The following is a 16881-nucleotide window of genomic DNA, read 5'->3' on the forward strand; positions in this document are numbered from 1 at the left end:
CCTCAGTGCTGTTGCTGCAGATACTGCCGCACATTGTCCATCGACACGCGGCCCGAATGCGCCGCATCGATCTGGTCGAAGTGCTTCGCGATGTAGCCCAGGCCGCTGCTCTGAGCCTGCTCCTTGGTGATCGAGGCGCCGTTGTTCAGCACCGTGTTCGCGCCAAGGCGCGCTTCCAGCCGCTGTTGCGCCTGTTGTTGCAGTTGCGCGCCGGTCGAAGGCGTGACGGGCGCGGGCCGGTTAGTGGGGAAAAACGGGCCGTCCACGCCGTGGCCGCCCTTCGGCAACGTCACGGGCGCCACGGCCTGGGTGGCCGCCGCGTACACGTTGCCGGCCACAGCACCGAGAACGATTAGCGGCAGAAGGCGCCGCAGCATATCGATTGGAGACATGATCACTCGCCATAAAGAGGTAAGCAGGAGGTCCCCAGTCCTGCGGGACCCTTTTCCTAAAGATTAGGCTACTGCTGCGACGGCGGTCATTGCGTCGCCTGTGCAACGGCCGTCGGCGTGCCGGCAGGGCTTTCGTCGGCCCAAGGCGGGGGCAGCGTCCACAGCGAAAGCGCGTACGGGACCGGCCGGCCGTCGAAGTACGAGACGAGATCGCGCTTCATCTGCGGCCGCGCCACGTCGTCCAGATAGATCATGTGTCCGCCCTGGTGGAAGGCAACCTGCAGATTCGGATTCAAACTCGGCACCGTCTGCAAGCGCGCGAGCTGCTTCTCCGTATTGAAGAACGGCGTGGCCAGATCGTGGAAGCCGTTTTCCGCCAGCACCTTGAGCTGCGGGTTGAGCGTGATCGCGGCGAGCAGATCAGGCAGCGTGTCGGGCAGCGGCTGGCCGTCGTGCGAGAAGTTCCATACGTTGATGATGTTGTCGTTCAGCGGCATGAAGGTCGCGTTCGGCGCGGTATAGCCAAGATATTGCGGCAACTGCGTCGCAAGCGCGGTCGTGAACGGCTGCGAGATCAGGATGTCCGACGGGTCCCCATCGTTTTGCAGGCGCGGGTCCGTATTGGGCAGCGAGACGCGCCCGTCGTAGCGGCCGATCGTATAGCCCGGCAGCAGCGACACGCCGAAGCTATTGATGCTGAAGTAGCCTTGCAGCGCCTGCTGCGTGAGGCTCGAAGGCCATTGCCACGACGCCAGCGTGGCGCTGTTCGGCACCACGGGCGTGCCAAGCGCTGCGGGAATGCCGAGCTGACTGAGCACCCAGGTCTGCGAGTACTTCTGGAAGCGCGGATACTCGGCCGTGACGAACAGGCTCATTTGCAGCGCGTACAGGCCCTGATCGACCGGCGCCGGAGACGCCTGATTGAAGTACGCGGCCACCTCCGCATAGCCGGGGAAATAGCCGGCGAGCGTGTCGGTATCGAGCGCCAGGCCCGCTGTCGAATTCTCGATGGCGGTGGCCTCGATCGCATCGGCGAAGTAGTTCAGGATCGACGACTGCAGCACGATGCCCGTGAGGTGCACGCCGGCCGATTCGAGCGCAAGCGCCAGCATGTCGGTACGCGGCGTGCCGTACGATTCGCCGTACAGATAGATCGGCGAGCTGCTGCGATTGTTGACCGTCAGATAGCGCTCGATGAAATCGCGCATGACGTTGACGTCCGGATCGCTGCCCCAGTACGTCTGGTTCGTGTTCGGCAGGATCGCTTCGGAAAGCCCAGTCCCGGGCGGATCGATAAACACCATGTCGGTGGTATCGATGAGGCTTTGCTCGTTATCGACGATCGGGTAGTTCGGCCAGTTGTTGCCGAGCAGCGGGTCGGGCGTGGCGACGCGCGTGGGTGCGAACGAACCCAGGCGCAGCCAAATCGACGACGAACCCGGGCCGCCGTTATAGAAGAACGTGACGGGCCGCGGCGCGCCGTTCGCGCTCGGCGCGGTGTACGCGACGTACGACATCGTTGCTTCGGGATTGCCGTTCGCATCCGATGCGGTCAGGTGGCCGGTCGTCGTGGTGTAGTTGACCGTCGTCTTGCCCGACTTCGACTTCCATTGATAGTGCATGACGGCGGCCTTCTCGGCGACCTGCGAGGCCGACAATCCGTCGGTGGCATTCGGCGAATAGGCGACGAGATCGACGTACGGCTGATTGGCCGCCTTTTGCTGGGCGTTGGATTGAGCGTCGGCCTGCGCATTCGCGCTCACTTGACTCAGCGCGCTCGCGCCCGATGCCGAAGGACTGCTGTCGCCTCCGCCACATCCCGCGAGAATCAGCATGCCGATGATGAGCGCGCCTGGTCCGGCTAGCCGGCCCATGCCGCGAGCGCGGCTACCGCTAGAGCTACGGTCTGGATTCATTTCTGTCCCTGTGATTGGTGAGATACCGCAACACAAAGGCCACTCTTGCCGGTAAGGCGCATGAAAAAGCAGACAGCACGTGCAGAGCGCTTTGGCATAGAGCGGCTGACATTCCACTTTCTTTTTTCTAACAGCCTGAATACCGCTTACTCAATTTAATTAATAAATAGAACTAACTACACGGTGCTTTTCTAGGCCGGTAACTTGTACTGTTTCTATACGATTTCCGGATTCGAAAGATTTGGTAATGAAGGAAGGCAGAGGAAAAATAGGAGGTGCGGCCGAGCCTTGTCAAGCCGACTTCCAGCTGGACGTGCCTGTCTAATTTCGAGTTTTCGACGTGGCTCGAGGGGCCAGGCAGCCGTGTTCGAAGCCGAGGGTGTTCGGCGCAACCGAAACACATCAAATGCAAGCCCCGTTACATTGCGAAACAAATTCTCAATGGCGCATTCGCCTTTTTAACCATTGCTTCGCTGATTTATTCGCGCTGAACAGCCACAATGCCGCATTGCAGCGAATCAATTCAGCGAGCAATGACTCTATAACGTCCGAAGCGATCGGTACGATCGACGAACCCTGGCTGGAAGGCCCCGAAATTTCCGCAGACAAAATAACGGCGACCGATCCGCCCGGACAGATAGGTCAATTCAATTGGTGTCGAGTGGGACAACACGATGTAATCGATTCCTCGCAGCGTAGGCACCGCTCCCATTTCGTTCAACCACAGGAGAGCCTCATGACCCTGCCCCACATCGAAGGCGTCGCAAGGGCAATCGCTTCGGAAACCATGGCGCCGTTCGAGACCGTCGAAAAGATGTGCGAGGAAACGTGGGCCCGTTACAGCGAAGGCGCGCGGATCATGGATTACTTGCCGGTTCTGGTCGCCAAACACGTTCGCGAAAGCTTGCGTGACGACACCAGCCGGATGTGACCCGGTGCGCTCGCGCCTTTCATGAGGCGGCAATCAAATATCGATGATAAGGAATCCAAACCTCTATTTACCGAGAACTCGGCGGTACATCACCTGATGTACCGCCTATCGCCCTTTCAATCGAATCGATAAGGCGCCATCGAAGCGCCGCTCCCAACCCGTTCCCCCACCGGTCGCCAAGAGGCTGAGCACGCCGTGTGCCTGGCGTTTGTGTCTTGCGCGGCGGCGCGGGGCTGGATCAGCCATTCGCATTGACCCTGAATTTTGGTTGATTCAGTCAAGCGTTCATTTCCAATCCCCCGAAGTCGCCAGCAAACCTATCTCTTTTCAGGTTTGAAAACAATTCTTCAATCGTCTATACATTAATTGCGAATCATCAGACTAGGGGGTTCGATGCTTCGCGGGTGTTACGCCGCGGGCCGGCTTGTTCTTGTGCGACAGCCGGTTCCGGTTTCCGTACTCATCGCGCATGTGCGCAATCACAGGCTCGTTGGCTAGGTTCGCCCGACGATAAGTAACCACGGTTCGCTATGCGGGCCGCATTCAACTCAGGGAGACACTCATGCTGCAATTCATCAAAGCGCTGGCTCGCGACGAACGGGGTGTCAGTGCACTCGAATACGCTGTCCTGGCCGGTATCGTGGTTGTCGCGGTCGCTGCGGTCGGCGCGATTCTCAGCAGCACGAGCTCCGGTCTTCCCTCCATTTTCACGAGCTTGATGTCGAAGATCGCGGGCCTGATCTGATCGGCCCGCGTCCGGCTCACATTCTTTCCGCGTACGTCGCCAACGGCCAACGAGAATCCTGGCATGGCAGCCATGGCCCGCGGCAGCGCGCTGCTATCGGGAGGCGTTCCATGCTTCACGCGGTCCAGTTGGCGGCCTCGCTCGTGCTCGCGTCGCTGGCGGCGCACGACATGCGCTTCCGGCGTTTGCCCAATCGCTCGGTGCTCGCCGTCGCGGCGCTGTATGTCGTAGCCGCGCCGCTCGCGCCGACGAGCGCGGCGTCGTTCGCGGCCCATCTGGGCACGGCCGCCGCCGCGCTCGTGCTGGCGGCGGCGATGTTCCGCTTCGGCTGGATCGGAGCGGGCGACGCCAAGCTCGCGGCCGCGGTTTTTCTGTGGGCGGGGCCGGCGTTTTCGATGCCGGCGCTGTTGATCACGAGCTTGTGCGGACTCGTACTCGGCCTCGCGATGCTCGCGTGGAACCGCGTCGCCCCGCGCCACCTGGCCCGCTCGCGCGAGGTGCCGTACGGCATCGCGCTTGCGGTGGCCGGCGCCGCGGCCGTCTGGGCGCCTCTCGCGCAGGCCGCGCCGACACCATGACCAACTGGCGACACTTTCCATGCCGAACGCACTGAGAATCGCACTGCTCATCCTCATCGCCGCAATCGGGGCGTTCCTCGTGCGCATCCTCTATGTCGCGGCGTCCACGCCCAAGACGCCCGCGGCGGCGGTCTACGATCGCATTCCCGTGGCGGCGGCCGACCTGCCGCAAGGACTCCTGCTGCGCGAGAGCGATCTGCAATGGCGCAACGTGCCGCATGGGCAGGCTCCAGCCGACGTCCTGATCGCCGCGCAAAACGGCGGCAGCGGCTTGAAAGGCGCCCTGTTGCGCAACCGCGTGAGCGCAGGCACGCCGCTGCGCACCGCCGACGTGATCGCCGCCGACGCGCCCGACTTCCTCGCCGCCGCGCTCAAGCCCGGCATGCGGGCGATCTCGGTGCCGATCGATGAGGTCTCAGGCAACGCGGGCTTGATCCAGCCCGGCGACTACGTCGACGTGCTGCTCACTCAGCAGCTCGCCGGCGCGCGCGACGCGCCGGTGGCGCCGGAAGCGGCCGTCGAGTCCGAGACGATCGCGCGGCGGGTCCGCGTGCTCGCGGTCGGCTCCACGCTCCAGCGCAGCAAGGCCGCCGCCAGCGAGCCGGTTGCCAGCGCGCGCACCATCACGCTCGAAGTCACGCCGCATTACGCACAAGTGGTGTCGGTGGCGACTCGCCTCGGCACGTTGTCGCTCGCGCTGCGCAGCTTCGCGACGAACGATCGCAGCGAGCCGGCCGCAGGCGACGAGCAAGAATCGAACACGCCGCCCGTGTGGGCGGGCGACGTGTCGCGTGCTTATCGAACGTCCGCGCGCGATACCTCGGCCGCCGACAGCGCGGGCTCGCACATCCAGTACTCGCCGCGGCCGGTGGTCGTGTATCGCGGCTCCAAGGTCGACGACGGGGAAACGGCGAACGGCACCGGCACGCCCGGCTTGCCGCCTTTGCCGCCGCTTCCGTCGACATCGGCGGGCGCCATGGCGACGGCCGACGCGTCCGCGGCAATGAAGCACTAGAACGCAAAAACAACCACAACACGCAGATATCGACAAGGCACGACATGGCTCGCACGGCCCATTCGATGATTCGCACGCACCGGCTCTGGGCGCTCGCACTCGGCGCGCTGCTCATGCATGGCGCATTCGCTCAAAACGCTACGGGAACCTTATCGATCGCGAACGGCAGCGGCAAGCTGATCCAGCTGCCGGAACCCGCCACCTCGGTGTTCGTCGCCGATCCGAGCGTGGCCGACGTGCACGTCCCCACGCCGCGCACGATCTACGTGCTCGGCAAGAAGGCGGGCACCACGACGCTGATGGCGCTCGGCGCGAACAACCGCACGATCTTGCAGGACACCGTCGTGGTCAGCATCGATACGCAGTCGCTGCAGCGCATCCTCGACGCGCGCTTCCCGCAACTGCGGCTCAAAGTGACGAGCGCGCCCGGCTCGCTGATGGTGGAAGGCAAAGTGCCGAGCGCCGCCGATGCGGACGCGGTCGTGCAGTCGCTCAAGCCTTACCTGCACGACCAGGAAACGCTCGTGAACCGCTTGACGCTGTCGCGGCCGGTTCAGGTGTACTTGCGCGTGCGCGTGACGGAGGTCGATCGCAACATCACGCAGCAGCTCGGCATCAATTGGAGCTCGCTCGGCAACGTCGGAAATTTCATGGGCGGCCTCTTCAACGGCCGCCAGTTGATCGACCCGACCACCAATCTCTTCAACCTGTCGCCCTCCAACGCGTTTTCCGTGCAAGGCGGCTTCCACACTTCCAAGTGGTCGATCGACGTCGTGCTCGACGCGCTCGACCAGGAGGGGTTCACGTCGACGCTCGCCGAGCCGAACCTCACGACGATGTCCGGCGAGACGGCGAGCTTTCTCGCGGGCGGCGAGATTCCGATCCCGGTCGCGCAAGACACGACCGGCGCGATCACGATCGAGTACAAGCCGTACGGCGTGTCGCTCGATTTCACGCCGACCGTGCTCGCCGAAAACCGCATCAGCCTCAAAGTGCGCCCCGAGGTCAGCGAAATCGACAACACCAACAGCGTGACCACGGCCGGCGTGAAAGTCCCCGCGCTCACGGTGCGCCGCGTCGAGACGACGGTGGAACTGTCGAGCGGCCAGAGCTTCGCGATCGGCGGCCTGTTGCAGAGCCAGACGAGCGACGTGATATCGCAGTTGCCGGGCTTGGGCAGGCTGCCCATCATCGGGCGGCTGTTCTCGTCGAAGAACTTCCTCGACAACAAATCGGAGGTCGTCGTCATCGTCACGCCTTACATCGTGCAGCCCGCCAACCCGGGGCAATTGACCACGCCGCTCGACAGCGTCATGAGGCCGAGCAGCGACCTCGAGTTCGTCTTGCAGCACGACCTCGGCATCGATCCGCTCTCGGGCAAGATGCCGCGCCTCGCCGGCGCGGCGGGCTTTGTTTATTGACGCGTGTACTGATGCGCGTGGGTGATCCATTCAGCGAGGAGCGCCGCCTATGTCACATCCAGCCTTCCGCCACGTCGCGCGGCTGACTGTTCTCCCGGCGCTGGCGTCGCTCGCGCTCTCCGGGTGCCTGTCCGCGCCGCCGCCGCTGAACCTGCCCGATGCATCGGTGATCGGCTACCAGAACGGGCGCGCGGTGCCGCCTGACTGCGCGAAGCTCAACGAGCCGTCGCATATGGTCGATGCCGGTACGCGGATGCCGAGTGTCGCGTTCGGTTGCGCGACGTATTCGAACCTCGCCGTCATGATCGCGCGTCCGGAGGACGTCGTCGCGCCGCTGCCCTACGCGGGCGCCGACGCCGCCACCGCGGCCTCGGCCGTGCGCCGTTACCAGGAGGATCGCATCAAGCAATCCACGACCCCGACGGCGACGACGACAACCACGCCAGCAGCCCCCACAACCTCGCAATACACCCACTGACATGAAAGTCGCGACGCCCTTCTCCAGCCAGCCCGCCACGGTCAAGACGGCGGATTTCGTCGCGATCGTCGCCGATCCCGGCAGCCGGGACGTGATCGGCAAGCTGCTGCTCGACCACGCAATCCCGAACGCGCATCTGCAACTCGGCACGTTCGAAGACACCATCCGATTACTGCAGCAAGTCGAGCGCTCGCCGCGCCAGCTCATCGTCGACGTATCGGACCTCGCGATGCCGCTTTCCGATCTGAACCGGCTCGCTCAAGTCTGCGAGCCGTCGATCAAGGTCGTGGCGATCGGCGACAAGAACGACGTTGGCCTCTTTCGCAATCTGCTGCGCATCGGCGTGCAGGACTACCTCGTCAAGCCGCTGACCGTCGAGTTGCTGCGGCGCTCGCTCGCGTCGAACGAGCCGGTGCTGCAGGTGCGCACCGGCAAGGTGCTCTCCTTCATCGGCGCGCGCGGCGGCGTGGGCGTCACGACGATTGCCGTGTGTCTCGCGCGGCATCTGTCGAGCGAGACGCGCCGGCGCATCGCCTATGTCGACCTGAACCTGAACGGCGGCGCGGCGAACGCGCAGCTTGGCGTGTCGAACAACAACGGCTTGATCGAGCTGTTGCAGATGCCGCAGCGGCCCGACGCCTCGTTCATCGAACGCGTGCTCGTGACGAAGACCGACCGCCTCTTCATGCTCTCCGCCGAACTGCCGTACGGCGCCGATCCGTCGATCCGCTCGGGCGCGGTCGCGGAGCTCGTCGATGCGCTCAAGCAGGACTTCCACTACGTGCTGCTCGACGTGCCGCGCGGCGGCGGGCACGTCATGGAGGAAGCGCTCGACACCTCGAACCTCGTCTACGTTGTCGCCGACCGTTCGGTGCACGCCGCGCGCGAATGTGCGCGCCTGCTTCGCTTCGCGCAGGAGTTGCCCGGCGAGCGCATCACGTCGGTCCTGCTCAACAACCCGCTCGAACCGGTGAACGGCCGCGTCGACGGCGCCGACTTCGATCAGGCCTTCGGCCGAATGATTGCGCACGAATTGCCCTACGCGCCCAAGGCGCTGGCGCTCGCCGAGAACCTCGGCGAGCCCGTCAGCAACACGCGGCACGGCTTTTTGAACACCATCGCGGCGGTGGCGCACGGCATCACGGGCGAAGGCGCGGTGGCTGCCGAGCCCTGGTATGCATGGTTCACGAAGAAACGGGGGTAGACCGTGAAATTCGGCATGAAGGATCACGAACCGCCCAAGCCGGCCCCGTCTCCCGCGAGCCGCCCGGCAACGCGCACCCAGGCGCCGTTCGACAGCCACGAGGAACTGATCCGTTCCGAGCGCTTTGAGACGATCCGCGCGGCCGTGTTCGCCTCGATGAATCTGTCGGCCGCGCTAATGAAGTCGCGCAGCGAAGTCCGCGCCGGCATCGACGAAATCGCACGCCACGCGATCGAGCGCGAGCAACTGAAGATCACCGGAAGCGAGCAAGTCCAGATCGTCGACGCGATCCTCAACGATATGTTCGGCGTCGGCCCGATCGAGCCGCTGCTCGCCGACGACACCGTCACCGACATCCTCGTCAACGGCGCCGACCAGGTCTACGTCGAGCGTCAAGGCAAGCTCGAACTGACGCCGCTCAAGTTCCGCGACGACGCGCACGTCGTCAACGTCGCGCAGCGGATCGCCGCCGCGGTCGGCCGCCGCGTCGACGAAAGCTCGCCGATGGTCGACGCGCGGCTCGCCGACGGCAGCCGCGTCAACGTCGTGCTGCCGCCCATCGCGATGCGCGGGCCGTCGATCTCGATCCGCAAGTTCGCCAAGCGCGACATCACGCTCGCGCGCATGGCGCAGCAAGGCAACTTGTCGCCCGCGATCCTGCAGGTGCTCAAGATCGCGTGCGTGTGCCGCCTGAACGTCGTGATATCCGGCGGCACGGGCTCGGGCAAGACGACCTTGCTCAACGCGATGTCGCAGCACATCGAGGAGCACGAGCGGATCGTCACGATCGAGGACGCCGCCGAGCTGCAACTGCAGCAGCCGCACGTGGTGAGCCTCGAAACGCGGCCGGAGAACACGGAGGGCACAGGCGGCGTGTCGCAGCGCGATCTCGTGCGCAACGCGTTGCGGATGCGGCCCGATCGCATCATCCTCGGCGAAATCCGCGGCCCGGAGGCGTTCGACGTGCTGCAGGCGATGAACACCGGCCACGACGGCTCGATGACGACGATTCACGCGAACACGCCGCGCGACGCCATCAGCCGGCTCGAAAGCATGGTCATGATGGCCAACGCCAACCTGCAGCTGCTGTCGATCCGCCGCCAGATCGCGAGCGCCGTGCACATGATCGTGCAGATCGAGCGCATGCGCGACGGCATGCGCCGCATCACGCGCATCACCGAGATCGTCGGCATGGAAGGCGAAGTGGTCATCTCGCAGGATCTCTTCGCGTTTCGCCAGAACGCGGGTGCCTCGATCGACGACGTGACCGGCGTGTTCGAATCGACTTCGATACGGCCCGCGTTCGCGGCGCGGGCCGCCTATTACGGCGTCGAAGACGCGCTGATCGAGGCGCTGCGGACCTGACATGAACGCCGTCAATCTCGTCACCTTCGTCGCGTTTCTCGCGGTCGCCTCGCTGGGGTTCTATGCGCCGCGCTGGTTGCCTTTTGCGCATCGCAAAGCGAGGAAGCGCATCCGGCGGCGCATGAGCGAGATCTCGTTGCGAGGCGGCGGACAGCAAGCCGACCGGCCGGGCTCGGGCGTCGCGCTCTTGAGCCTCGATCGCGAGCGCGGCCCGCTGGCCGCGTGGCTGCATCGATGGGCAGCGCACGTGCGGGCCGTGGGCGGCAAGGCGGGCATGCGGCTGATCGGCGCGAGCGCCGTGATCGGCTTCCTGCTAGCGGCCGCCGGCGCGAGCCTGGCCGACGCGCCGGCCATCGTGCGCGTCATCGCCTATATCGGCGTGCCGTTGCTGGCGGTGCGGGTGAGCTACCGGTTTCTCGTCTCGCGCTTTCGCACGCGCTTTCTCGAAGCGTTTCCGGACACGATCGACCTGATCGTGCGCGCCGTGCGCGCCGGCATCCCCGTCGTGCAGGCGATCAACACCGCCGGCCACGACGCGGAAGAACCCGTGCGTTCGACCTTCCGTGTCATCGGCGACAGCCTCTTGCTCGGCGCCGACTTGAAGGACGTGTTGAATCAGGCCTCCGAGCGCCTGCAGATCGCGGATTTCTCGTTCTTCACGGTCTACCTGCTGCTCCAGCGCGAAACCGGCGGCAGCCTCGGCGAAACGCTCGAAGAGCTCGCGGAAATCATTCGCTCGCGCCGCGAAATCCGGATGAAGAGCCGCGCGCTGACCGCCGAAGGGCGGATCACGACGAAAGTCATTTCCGCCGTGCCATTTGTGATCACCGGGTTCCTGTTCCTCGTGAACCGGTCCTATGTCGAGCTGCTGTTCACCACCAGTGCGGGACACAAGATGCTGACCCTGGCCGCGATCCTGCTCGCCATCGGTCTGCTGACGATCAACAAGATTGCGAAACTGGATACGTCGCGATGAAGACCTTCGACGTCATATCGCTGCTCGCGCTCATGCTCTTGCTCGGCTGGGCCGCGCTCGCCCTGGCCGGCCCGCGTTCGCGCGTGCGCACGCAGATCGCCCAGCGCATGCGCCAGGCGACGTCGCTCGGCAACGCGGCGCCGGCCGCGACGAGCGTGCTGCGCCCCGCCGATCTGAAGCGGGGCTTGTTTCAGCGCGTCGCCGCGCTCGGCGAGCGCGTGCCGATGCTCGACCCGACGCAACGGGATGCGCTGAAAAGAAAATTGATTCGCGCGGGCTTTCGCGACCACCGTGCGCTATCGACGATGATCGGCCTGAAGCTGCTTTCGGGCGCGCTCGCCGGGCTGGCAGCCCTCTTCTTGGCGCCGATGATTCCACGCTTCGGCGAATACCTCGTCATTCGCCTCATCGCGATGGCAGGCGGCTTCGTGATCGGCTTGATCCTGCCCGAGTACGCGCTCGGCGCACTGATCTCGCGGCGCAGAAAGAAGATCTCGGCATGCCTCGCCGACGCACTCGATCTGCTCGTCATCTGTACGAACGCGGGCAACAGCCTGGCCGTCAGCGTCAAGCGCGTGGCCCACGAGCTGCGCAACATCTGTGCGCCGCTTTCCGACGAACTGACGCTCACCGCCGATGAACTGCAGATCGGCTCGGACCAAGCCACCGCCCTGCGCAATCTCGCGGCGCGCACCGACGTGCCGTCCGTGCATGCGCTCGCGACGACGCTCATCCAGTCCCAGCAATACGGCACGCCGATCACGCAGGCGCTGCGCACGCTGTCCCACATCGAGCGGACCGACCAGTTGACGGCGCTCGAAGAAAAGTCCGCGAAGCTCGCCACGAAAATCACGCTGCCGATGATGCTCTTCATTCTCCCGACCGTCGGCCTGATCGCCGCCGGCCCTGCCGTGATTCGCCTACTCGCCGTATTCAGAGCCCAATGAAAATCGCTCACGCCAACACGCTGACGTTCACGCTCGCGCTGCCGATCCTCCTCGTGGTCCTGGCAGCGGGCGGCTGCGCGAACAGCAACCCCTACAACGTCAAGCCCGTTGCCGCCTCGCCGCGCAACGACCCGCAGGCCGATCTGAAAATCGCCGACAGCGCCCTCGCCGGCGGCAACACGGACTTGGCCGGGACGCTCTACGCAAAAATTCTCGCGGCGCATCCCGACTCCGTCGACGCGCAACTCGGCCTGGCCGATGTCGCCTATCAAACCGGGGACCTGAACCGCGCCCAAGTGCTCTACGCGCAAGCCGCGGCGCTCGCGCCATCGCAACTCGGCGCGCAGCTCGGCCTCGCGCGCGTCGCGCTGCGGCAGCGCCGGCTCGACGACGCAGCCGCGCTCTATCGCACACTGCTGGCCGCGCAGCCCAACAATGTGCTGGCGTCGGAAGGTCTCGGCACGGCGCTCGATCTGCAAGGCCGCCACGGCGAAGCGCAAGCGGTCTATCGCGAGGCGCTGCGCGTGCATCCCGACGCCCAAGGACTGCGCGTCGATCTCGGGCTCTCGCTGATCGTCGATGGCCACCCGCGCGAAGGCGTGAACGTGCTGCTCGATGTCGCCAATCTTCCCGATGCGCCGTGGCAAGCGCGCCAGAATCTCGCGTTGGGCTATGGCGTGCTCGGCAATGCCGACTCCGCGAAAAAGATCCTGCAGCTCGATCTGCCGCCCTCGGCCGTCGACGACAACCTGCGTGTCTATCAAGCCGTGCGTGATGGTCTCGCGACGCGGCCCCGGGGCGCGGCTGCCGCGGTCACGAAAACGCCCGGCGTCGCCGAGTCCAATTCGACACAAGCGGCGGCACAAGCAACGGCGCAAGCAGGTCCGGACACGACGAAATGAAACGCCTCGCCGCGCTCGCGAAACGTGACGATGGCGTCGTCGCGCTCGAATTCGCGCTCGTGCTTCCGTTTCTGATGATGGTGCTGTTCGGCATCGTCGACGTGAGCCTCCTCTTGTGCGACAAGGCGGTCATCACCAACGCGAGCCGCGAAGCCGCGCGCGCCGGCGTGGTCGTGCGCGTGCCGCCCTTGACCGCGGCGCAGATCACGACCGTCGCGCTCAACTACGCGCAGAACAGCCTGATCACGGGCGGCACGGCAACGACGCCGACGGTCACGGTCAACCAATCGAGCGGCACGTCGTCGGGCAATCCGCTGACGGTGACCGTCAGCTATACGTACGAGGGCCTGTTCGTGGGTTCGGCGCTGAGCGTGCTCACCGGCCCCGTCACGCTCTCCGCGACGACCGTGATGAACTACGAGTGAGCACCATGCCTCGCTTGTCGCCCTGCCTTGCGCGTTCCTCTCGACTTCATCGGCTCCATGGGCAACCGGCGATGCGGGCGCAGCAACGCGGCGCCGTCTGGCTGTACTTTTTGCTGTTCCTGATCCCGCTGCTGGCATTCGGCGCATTTGCAATCGACATGGCGCGCCTCGCCGTCGCGCGCAACGAATTGCAGAACGCGGCCGATGCAGCGGCGCTCGCGGGGGCCGCCGGGCTGACACCGTCCACCGCCTCGGGGCCCAACTGGACCCAAGCGCAAACCGCCGCGACGAGCGCGGTCTCGCTCAACGCGTCGGACGGCACGAAGCTCTCGACGGGCACGATCCATACCGGCTACTGGAATTTGACCGGCACGCCGGCCAGCTTGGAAGCCGCCACCATCACGCCCGGCACCTACGACATGCCGGCCGTGCAAGTCACGATCGCGCGAACGGCCAACGTCAACGGCGGGCCGATTTCCTTGCTGCTGGCCGGCGTGATGAACATCACGAGCACGTCCGGCAGCGCGTCGGCGGTGGCGGTGGTGAGAACGCCCGGGACGATCGGCGCGGGCGGAGTTTTTCCGGTCGCGCTCGATCAGTGCATCTACAACCAGTATTGGAACTCGTCGACGAACTCGCCCCTCATCAATCCGTCGACCAGCGCGCCTTACGAGTTCAACATCACCGACGGCTCCACGTATGGCGGCGCTTCATGCGCGGCAGGCCAATGGACGACCTTCCTCGACAGCGCCAACGACGTCCCCACCATGCGCAACCTGATGTCGACCGGCAACCCGACCTCGTTGAGCATCGGCAACAGCATCTATCTGGTGCCTGGCGCCAAGACCACGCTGTACAGCTCGGTGCCGGTCGGCACCACGGTGCTGTTGCCGGTCGTCACGCAAACGGCCTCGCAGACGTATGTCGCGATCGTTGCGTTCGCACCGTTCTATATCGACGCGTCGGTGGGCGGCAGCGGCAAGTACATCCAAGGCCATTTCGTTTCCGGCTACACGATTCCCGTTTCGACGAGCGGCGTCGGGCCGAACTATGGCGCGTATGCGGCGCCGCAATTGGCGATGTGAGCATTAGTGCGCCGCGAGATAACCAGCAGCACGAGCAGCAGAACGATCGGGCCGACCTGGGGCAATAGCATGCCCGGATTGAAGAACTCATAGAGCGGCAGCAGCCACGCCAGCACGATGACGCCCTGCTCGCCGCGCCGCCATCCGCCGCCCAGTCCGCTCGCGGTCAGACAGGCGAGCGCGATGCCGAGCCACGCCAGCTCGTAGTGCCAGAGATACGGATTCGACAGCAACGTCGCGGTGACCAGCACAGCCGCGCGCAAACCCGTATCGCGCGAGCGCTTCCAGACGACACAGGCGGCGGCAATCGCAATCGCAGCCACGGCGCCTTGCGCGAGATAGGCGAAAACGAGCGGCACGTCGTCGAGACGCAGCGCCGCGAACGTCGTAGGCGACGCAAGATGAAAGCGCACGCTGTGCTCGAGTATCAGTTCGCGCCCAAGCCGCAGATTGACGAAGAACCCTTGCAGCGCGCGCATGCCGCAAACCCACGCGCTGATGGCCGCGAACGCCGCGCCGCTTAGCGCCGCCACGGCAAAAACGCGCCAAGCGCCCGCTGCGATCAACACGAACGGGAACACCACGGCCATCTGCGGCTTGATCGCCAACAAGCCGATGCAGAGTCCGGCGCGCACCGGATAGCGCTCGATCCAAAGCACGGCGAATGCGGCCATGGCGGCGGTCAACAACGAGTTTTGTCCGAATACGCTGGTGACGAACACGCACGGACATGCGGCCGCCAGAAACGCTGCCGTGCGCCAGCCTCCCACGCTGCGCGCCAGGCCGGAGACTCGCAACGCGCCGGACACGAACACGAGCACGCTACCGCCGACGAACAACAGATGCGCGACCCTGACCGGCAGCAACGCGAGCGGCGTGACCGCGACGAGGTACGTCGGCGGGTAGAGCCAAGGCAGGAAATCGGCCTTGCCGTACAGCGTGAAAAGCGCGTGCTCGGTGGTCGCGAAAGCGATGTGGTCGTAGGCTTGCCACGGCGCGCCATGAAGCATCAGGTATGACGCGGCCCAGAACACCGAAAAGTCCACACCGGGCCGTGCGACGGCCTCGGTCGTGAAGCCGTGGCTGACTCCCGTCCACGCCACCATGAACAATGCGAGCAGCACCAGCATGATGGCGCTGTAAAGCATCAGGCGTCTTCGCGTCAGCCATCCCTTGACGGGCCGCCCGGAAGCGAGCCGCTTCGAGACGTTCTGGTCGCGCGCGCTCACGGATGGATCGAAGGAGGACATGGCGCCTTTATCGGTTTAGCGCGGGTTTAGCGCGCTATCGGTCACTGGCCGCCGCCGGATACGCGCGCGCGTGCCGGCGGCCGCCGGCGCGTGGACACGAGCTTCAAGTTCCTGCGCGGGGAAGACGCACCGCGCCCGAGCGGCGTCACGCTTTCCTGCGCGTTGCCGCGATAGCGCCGATGAACGAGGTAGACAGGCCGTCCTTTTGATTCGTAATAGATGCGGCCGATATATTCGCCAATGACGCCAATGCCGATTAATTCGATGCCGCCCAGAAACAGCATGACGGAAATCAGCGAGCTATAGCCCGGAACCGGATTGCCGAACAAAAGCGTTTTGGCTACGACGACGCCGGCATAGAGAAACGCCCCTACGGCGATCAGCGCGCCGAGATACGTCCAGCATCGCAATGGCACGGTACTGAAGCCGGTAATGCCTTCGAGCGCGAAATTCCACAATTGCCATCCGGAGAATTTCGAGCGGCCCGCGCTGCGCGGCTCACGCTTGTATTCGACGATCACGGTGCGATAGCCGACCCAGGCAAACAACCCCTTCATGAAGCGGCGGCGCTCGGGCAGCAGGCACAGCGCATTGACGACTTCGCGATCCATCAGGCGGTAGTCCCCGACATTGCGCAGGAGCTTGATTTCCGAAAGCGCGTTATGGGCGCGGTAATAAAGCGCGGCGGCGGTGCGCTTGGCGAACGTGTCGTCGTCCCGGTCGGTCCGCTTGGCGGCCACCACTTCGGCGCCGTTGAGCCAATGCTCGATCATCGTCGGAATCAGCTCGGGCGGGTCCTGCAAATCGGCATCGATCGGAATGACGGCGTCGCCGATCGCCTCGTCGATGCCGGCTGTCAGCGCGGCCTCCTTGCCGAAGTTTCGCGTGAGATCGATCACGTTCACGCGCGCGTCCTGCGCGCTGACCGCGATCAGGCGACGCAGCGTTTCATCGGTGCTGCCGTCGTTGATGCACACGATTTCGAAGCGGATATCGGCGATCGCATCGAGAACCGGAACGGTTCGGGCGAAAAAACGCACCACCGCTTCCTGTTCGTTATAGAACGGCACCACCAGCGAGATCAACGGCTTATTGGCTTGCGCGGGCATGGTCCCTCCGAGCGCGTCGGCAATTCCCGGTTTTTTCGTAGCGTCACGCCTGCGGCATGCCGCGTATAGCTGTCATTCTTAACGGGCAACGTTGAGGGCCTGTTCATGCTAATCACAGGCCCTAAGCCGCCCGCCACGGGAC

17 protein-coding genes are annotated in these 16881 nt (G+C 64.8%); 13 read left to right on the plus strand and 4 right to left on the minus strand.

From position 1 onward, the window contains the following. Nucleotides 1–2 precede the first annotated feature (2 nt). Complete coding sequence (locus AAHK20_RS23890) at nt 3–392, minus strand: 2-oxoglutarate dehydrogenase (RefSeq protein WP_449183973.1); 390 nt, start codon at nt 390–392, stop codon at nt 3–5. A gap of 86 nt (nt 393–478) precedes the next feature. Then, nucleotides 479–2308, minus strand: coding sequence for a S10 family serine carboxypeptidase-like protein (locus AAHK20_RS23895; protein WP_449183974.1), 1830 nt, complete (start codon nt 2306–2308; stop codon nt 479–481). A gap of 736 nt (nt 2309–3044) precedes the next feature. On the opposite strand from AAHK20_RS23895, the gene AAHK20_RS23900 reads away from it, so the two are divergent. The 13 genes from AAHK20_RS23900 to AAHK20_RS23960 all read left to right on the plus strand — a co-directional run bounded on the left by AAHK20_RS23900 (nt 3045) and on the right by AAHK20_RS23960 (nt 14380). Then, a complete protein-coding gene (locus AAHK20_RS23900) occupies nt 3045–3239 on the plus strand; it encodes a DUF3562 domain-containing protein (protein WP_449183975.1) in 195 nt (64 codons plus the stop codon). Nucleotides 3240–3801: 562 nt separating this feature from the next. After that, a complete protein-coding gene (locus AAHK20_RS23905; protein ID WP_137335491.1) occupies nt 3802–3984 on the plus strand; it encodes a Flp family type IVb pilin in 183 nt (60 codons plus the stop codon). Nucleotides 3985–4094: 110 nt separating this feature from the next. Further along, the gene (locus tag AAHK20_RS23910) at nt 4095–4562 is read left to right on the plus strand and encodes a prepilin peptidase (protein ID WP_449183976.1); all 468 of its coding nucleotides are present in this window, start codon (nt 4095–4097) and stop codon (nt 4560–4562) included. A 19-nt stretch (nt 4563–4581) separates the two neighbouring features. Next, the gene (gene cpaB, locus AAHK20_RS23915; RefSeq protein ID WP_449183977.1) at nt 4582–5577 is read left to right on the plus strand and encodes a Flp pilus assembly protein CpaB; all 996 of its coding nucleotides are present in this window, start codon (nt 4582–4584) and stop codon (nt 5575–5577) included. A gap of 44 nt (nt 5578–5621) precedes the next feature. After that, nucleotides 5622–6998 (plus strand): type II and III secretion system protein family protein, encoded by a 1377-nt coding sequence (locus tag AAHK20_RS23920; protein ID WP_449183978.1) that lies wholly within the window; start codon nt 5622–5624, stop codon nt 6996–6998. A 49-nt stretch (nt 6999–7047) separates the two neighbouring features. Then, complete coding sequence (locus AAHK20_RS23925; protein ID WP_449183979.1) at nt 7048–7476, plus strand: CpaD family pilus assembly lipoprotein; 429 nt, start codon at nt 7048–7050, stop codon at nt 7474–7476. Between the two features lies 1 nt (nt 7477). Beyond that, nucleotides 7478–8680, plus strand: coding sequence for a CpaE/TadZ family protein (locus AAHK20_RS23930; RefSeq protein WP_449183980.1), 1203 nt, complete (start codon nt 7478–7480; stop codon nt 8678–8680). Between the two features lie 15 nt (nt 8681–8695). After that, nucleotides 8696–10045 carry a TadA family conjugal transfer-associated ATPase gene (locus tag AAHK20_RS23935; RefSeq protein ID WP_449183981.1) on the plus strand — a complete coding sequence of 450 codons (1350 nt, stop codon included), beginning with the start codon at nt 8696–8698 and terminating at the stop codon, nt 10043–10045. A 1-nt stretch (nt 10046) separates the two neighbouring features. Next, on the plus strand, nt 10047–11021 hold the full coding sequence (locus AAHK20_RS23940; protein ID WP_449183982.1) for a type II secretion system F family protein: 975 nt from the start codon (nt 10047–10049) through the stop codon (nt 11019–11021). Next, a complete protein-coding gene (locus tag AAHK20_RS23945; RefSeq protein ID WP_449183983.1) occupies nt 11018–11968 on the plus strand; it encodes a type II secretion system F family protein in 951 nt (316 codons plus the stop codon). Before AAHK20_RS23940 ends, AAHK20_RS23945 begins: the two co-directional genes overlap by 4 nt. Next, the gene (locus AAHK20_RS23950; RefSeq protein WP_449183984.1) at nt 11965–12870 is read left to right on the plus strand and encodes a tetratricopeptide repeat protein; all 906 of its coding nucleotides are present in this window, start codon (nt 11965–11967) and stop codon (nt 12868–12870) included. Before AAHK20_RS23945 ends, AAHK20_RS23950 begins: the two co-directional genes overlap by 4 nt. Then, entirely contained in the window at nt 12867–13295 is a 429-nt protein-coding gene (locus AAHK20_RS23955) for a TadE/TadG family type IV pilus assembly protein (protein ID WP_449183985.1), read from the plus strand. The genes AAHK20_RS23950 and AAHK20_RS23955 overlap by 4 nt, the downstream gene beginning before the upstream one ends. Before the next feature lie 71 nt (nt 13296–13366). Continuing rightward, a complete protein-coding gene (locus AAHK20_RS23960) occupies nt 13367–14380 on the plus strand; it encodes a pilus assembly protein TadG-related protein (RefSeq protein WP_449183986.1) in 1014 nt (337 codons plus the stop codon). On the opposite strand, the gene AAHK20_RS23965 is transcribed toward AAHK20_RS23960, so the two are convergent. Both AAHK20_RS23965 and AAHK20_RS23970 read right to left on the minus strand, forming a co-directional pair. Beyond that, nucleotides 14344–15510 carry a glycosyltransferase family 87 protein gene (locus AAHK20_RS23965; RefSeq protein WP_449184044.1) on the minus strand — a complete coding sequence of 389 codons (1167 nt, stop codon included), beginning with the start codon at nt 15508–15510 and terminating at the stop codon, nt 14344–14346. The genes AAHK20_RS23960 and AAHK20_RS23965 overlap by 37 nt on opposite strands. Before the next feature lie 161 nt (nt 15511–15671). Next, a complete protein-coding gene (locus tag AAHK20_RS23970; protein ID WP_449183987.1) occupies nt 15672–16739 on the minus strand; it encodes a glycosyltransferase family 2 protein in 1068 nt (355 codons plus the stop codon). Nucleotides 16740–16881 lie beyond the last annotated feature (142 nt).

Source organism: Trinickia camelliae (assembly GCF_053525655.1).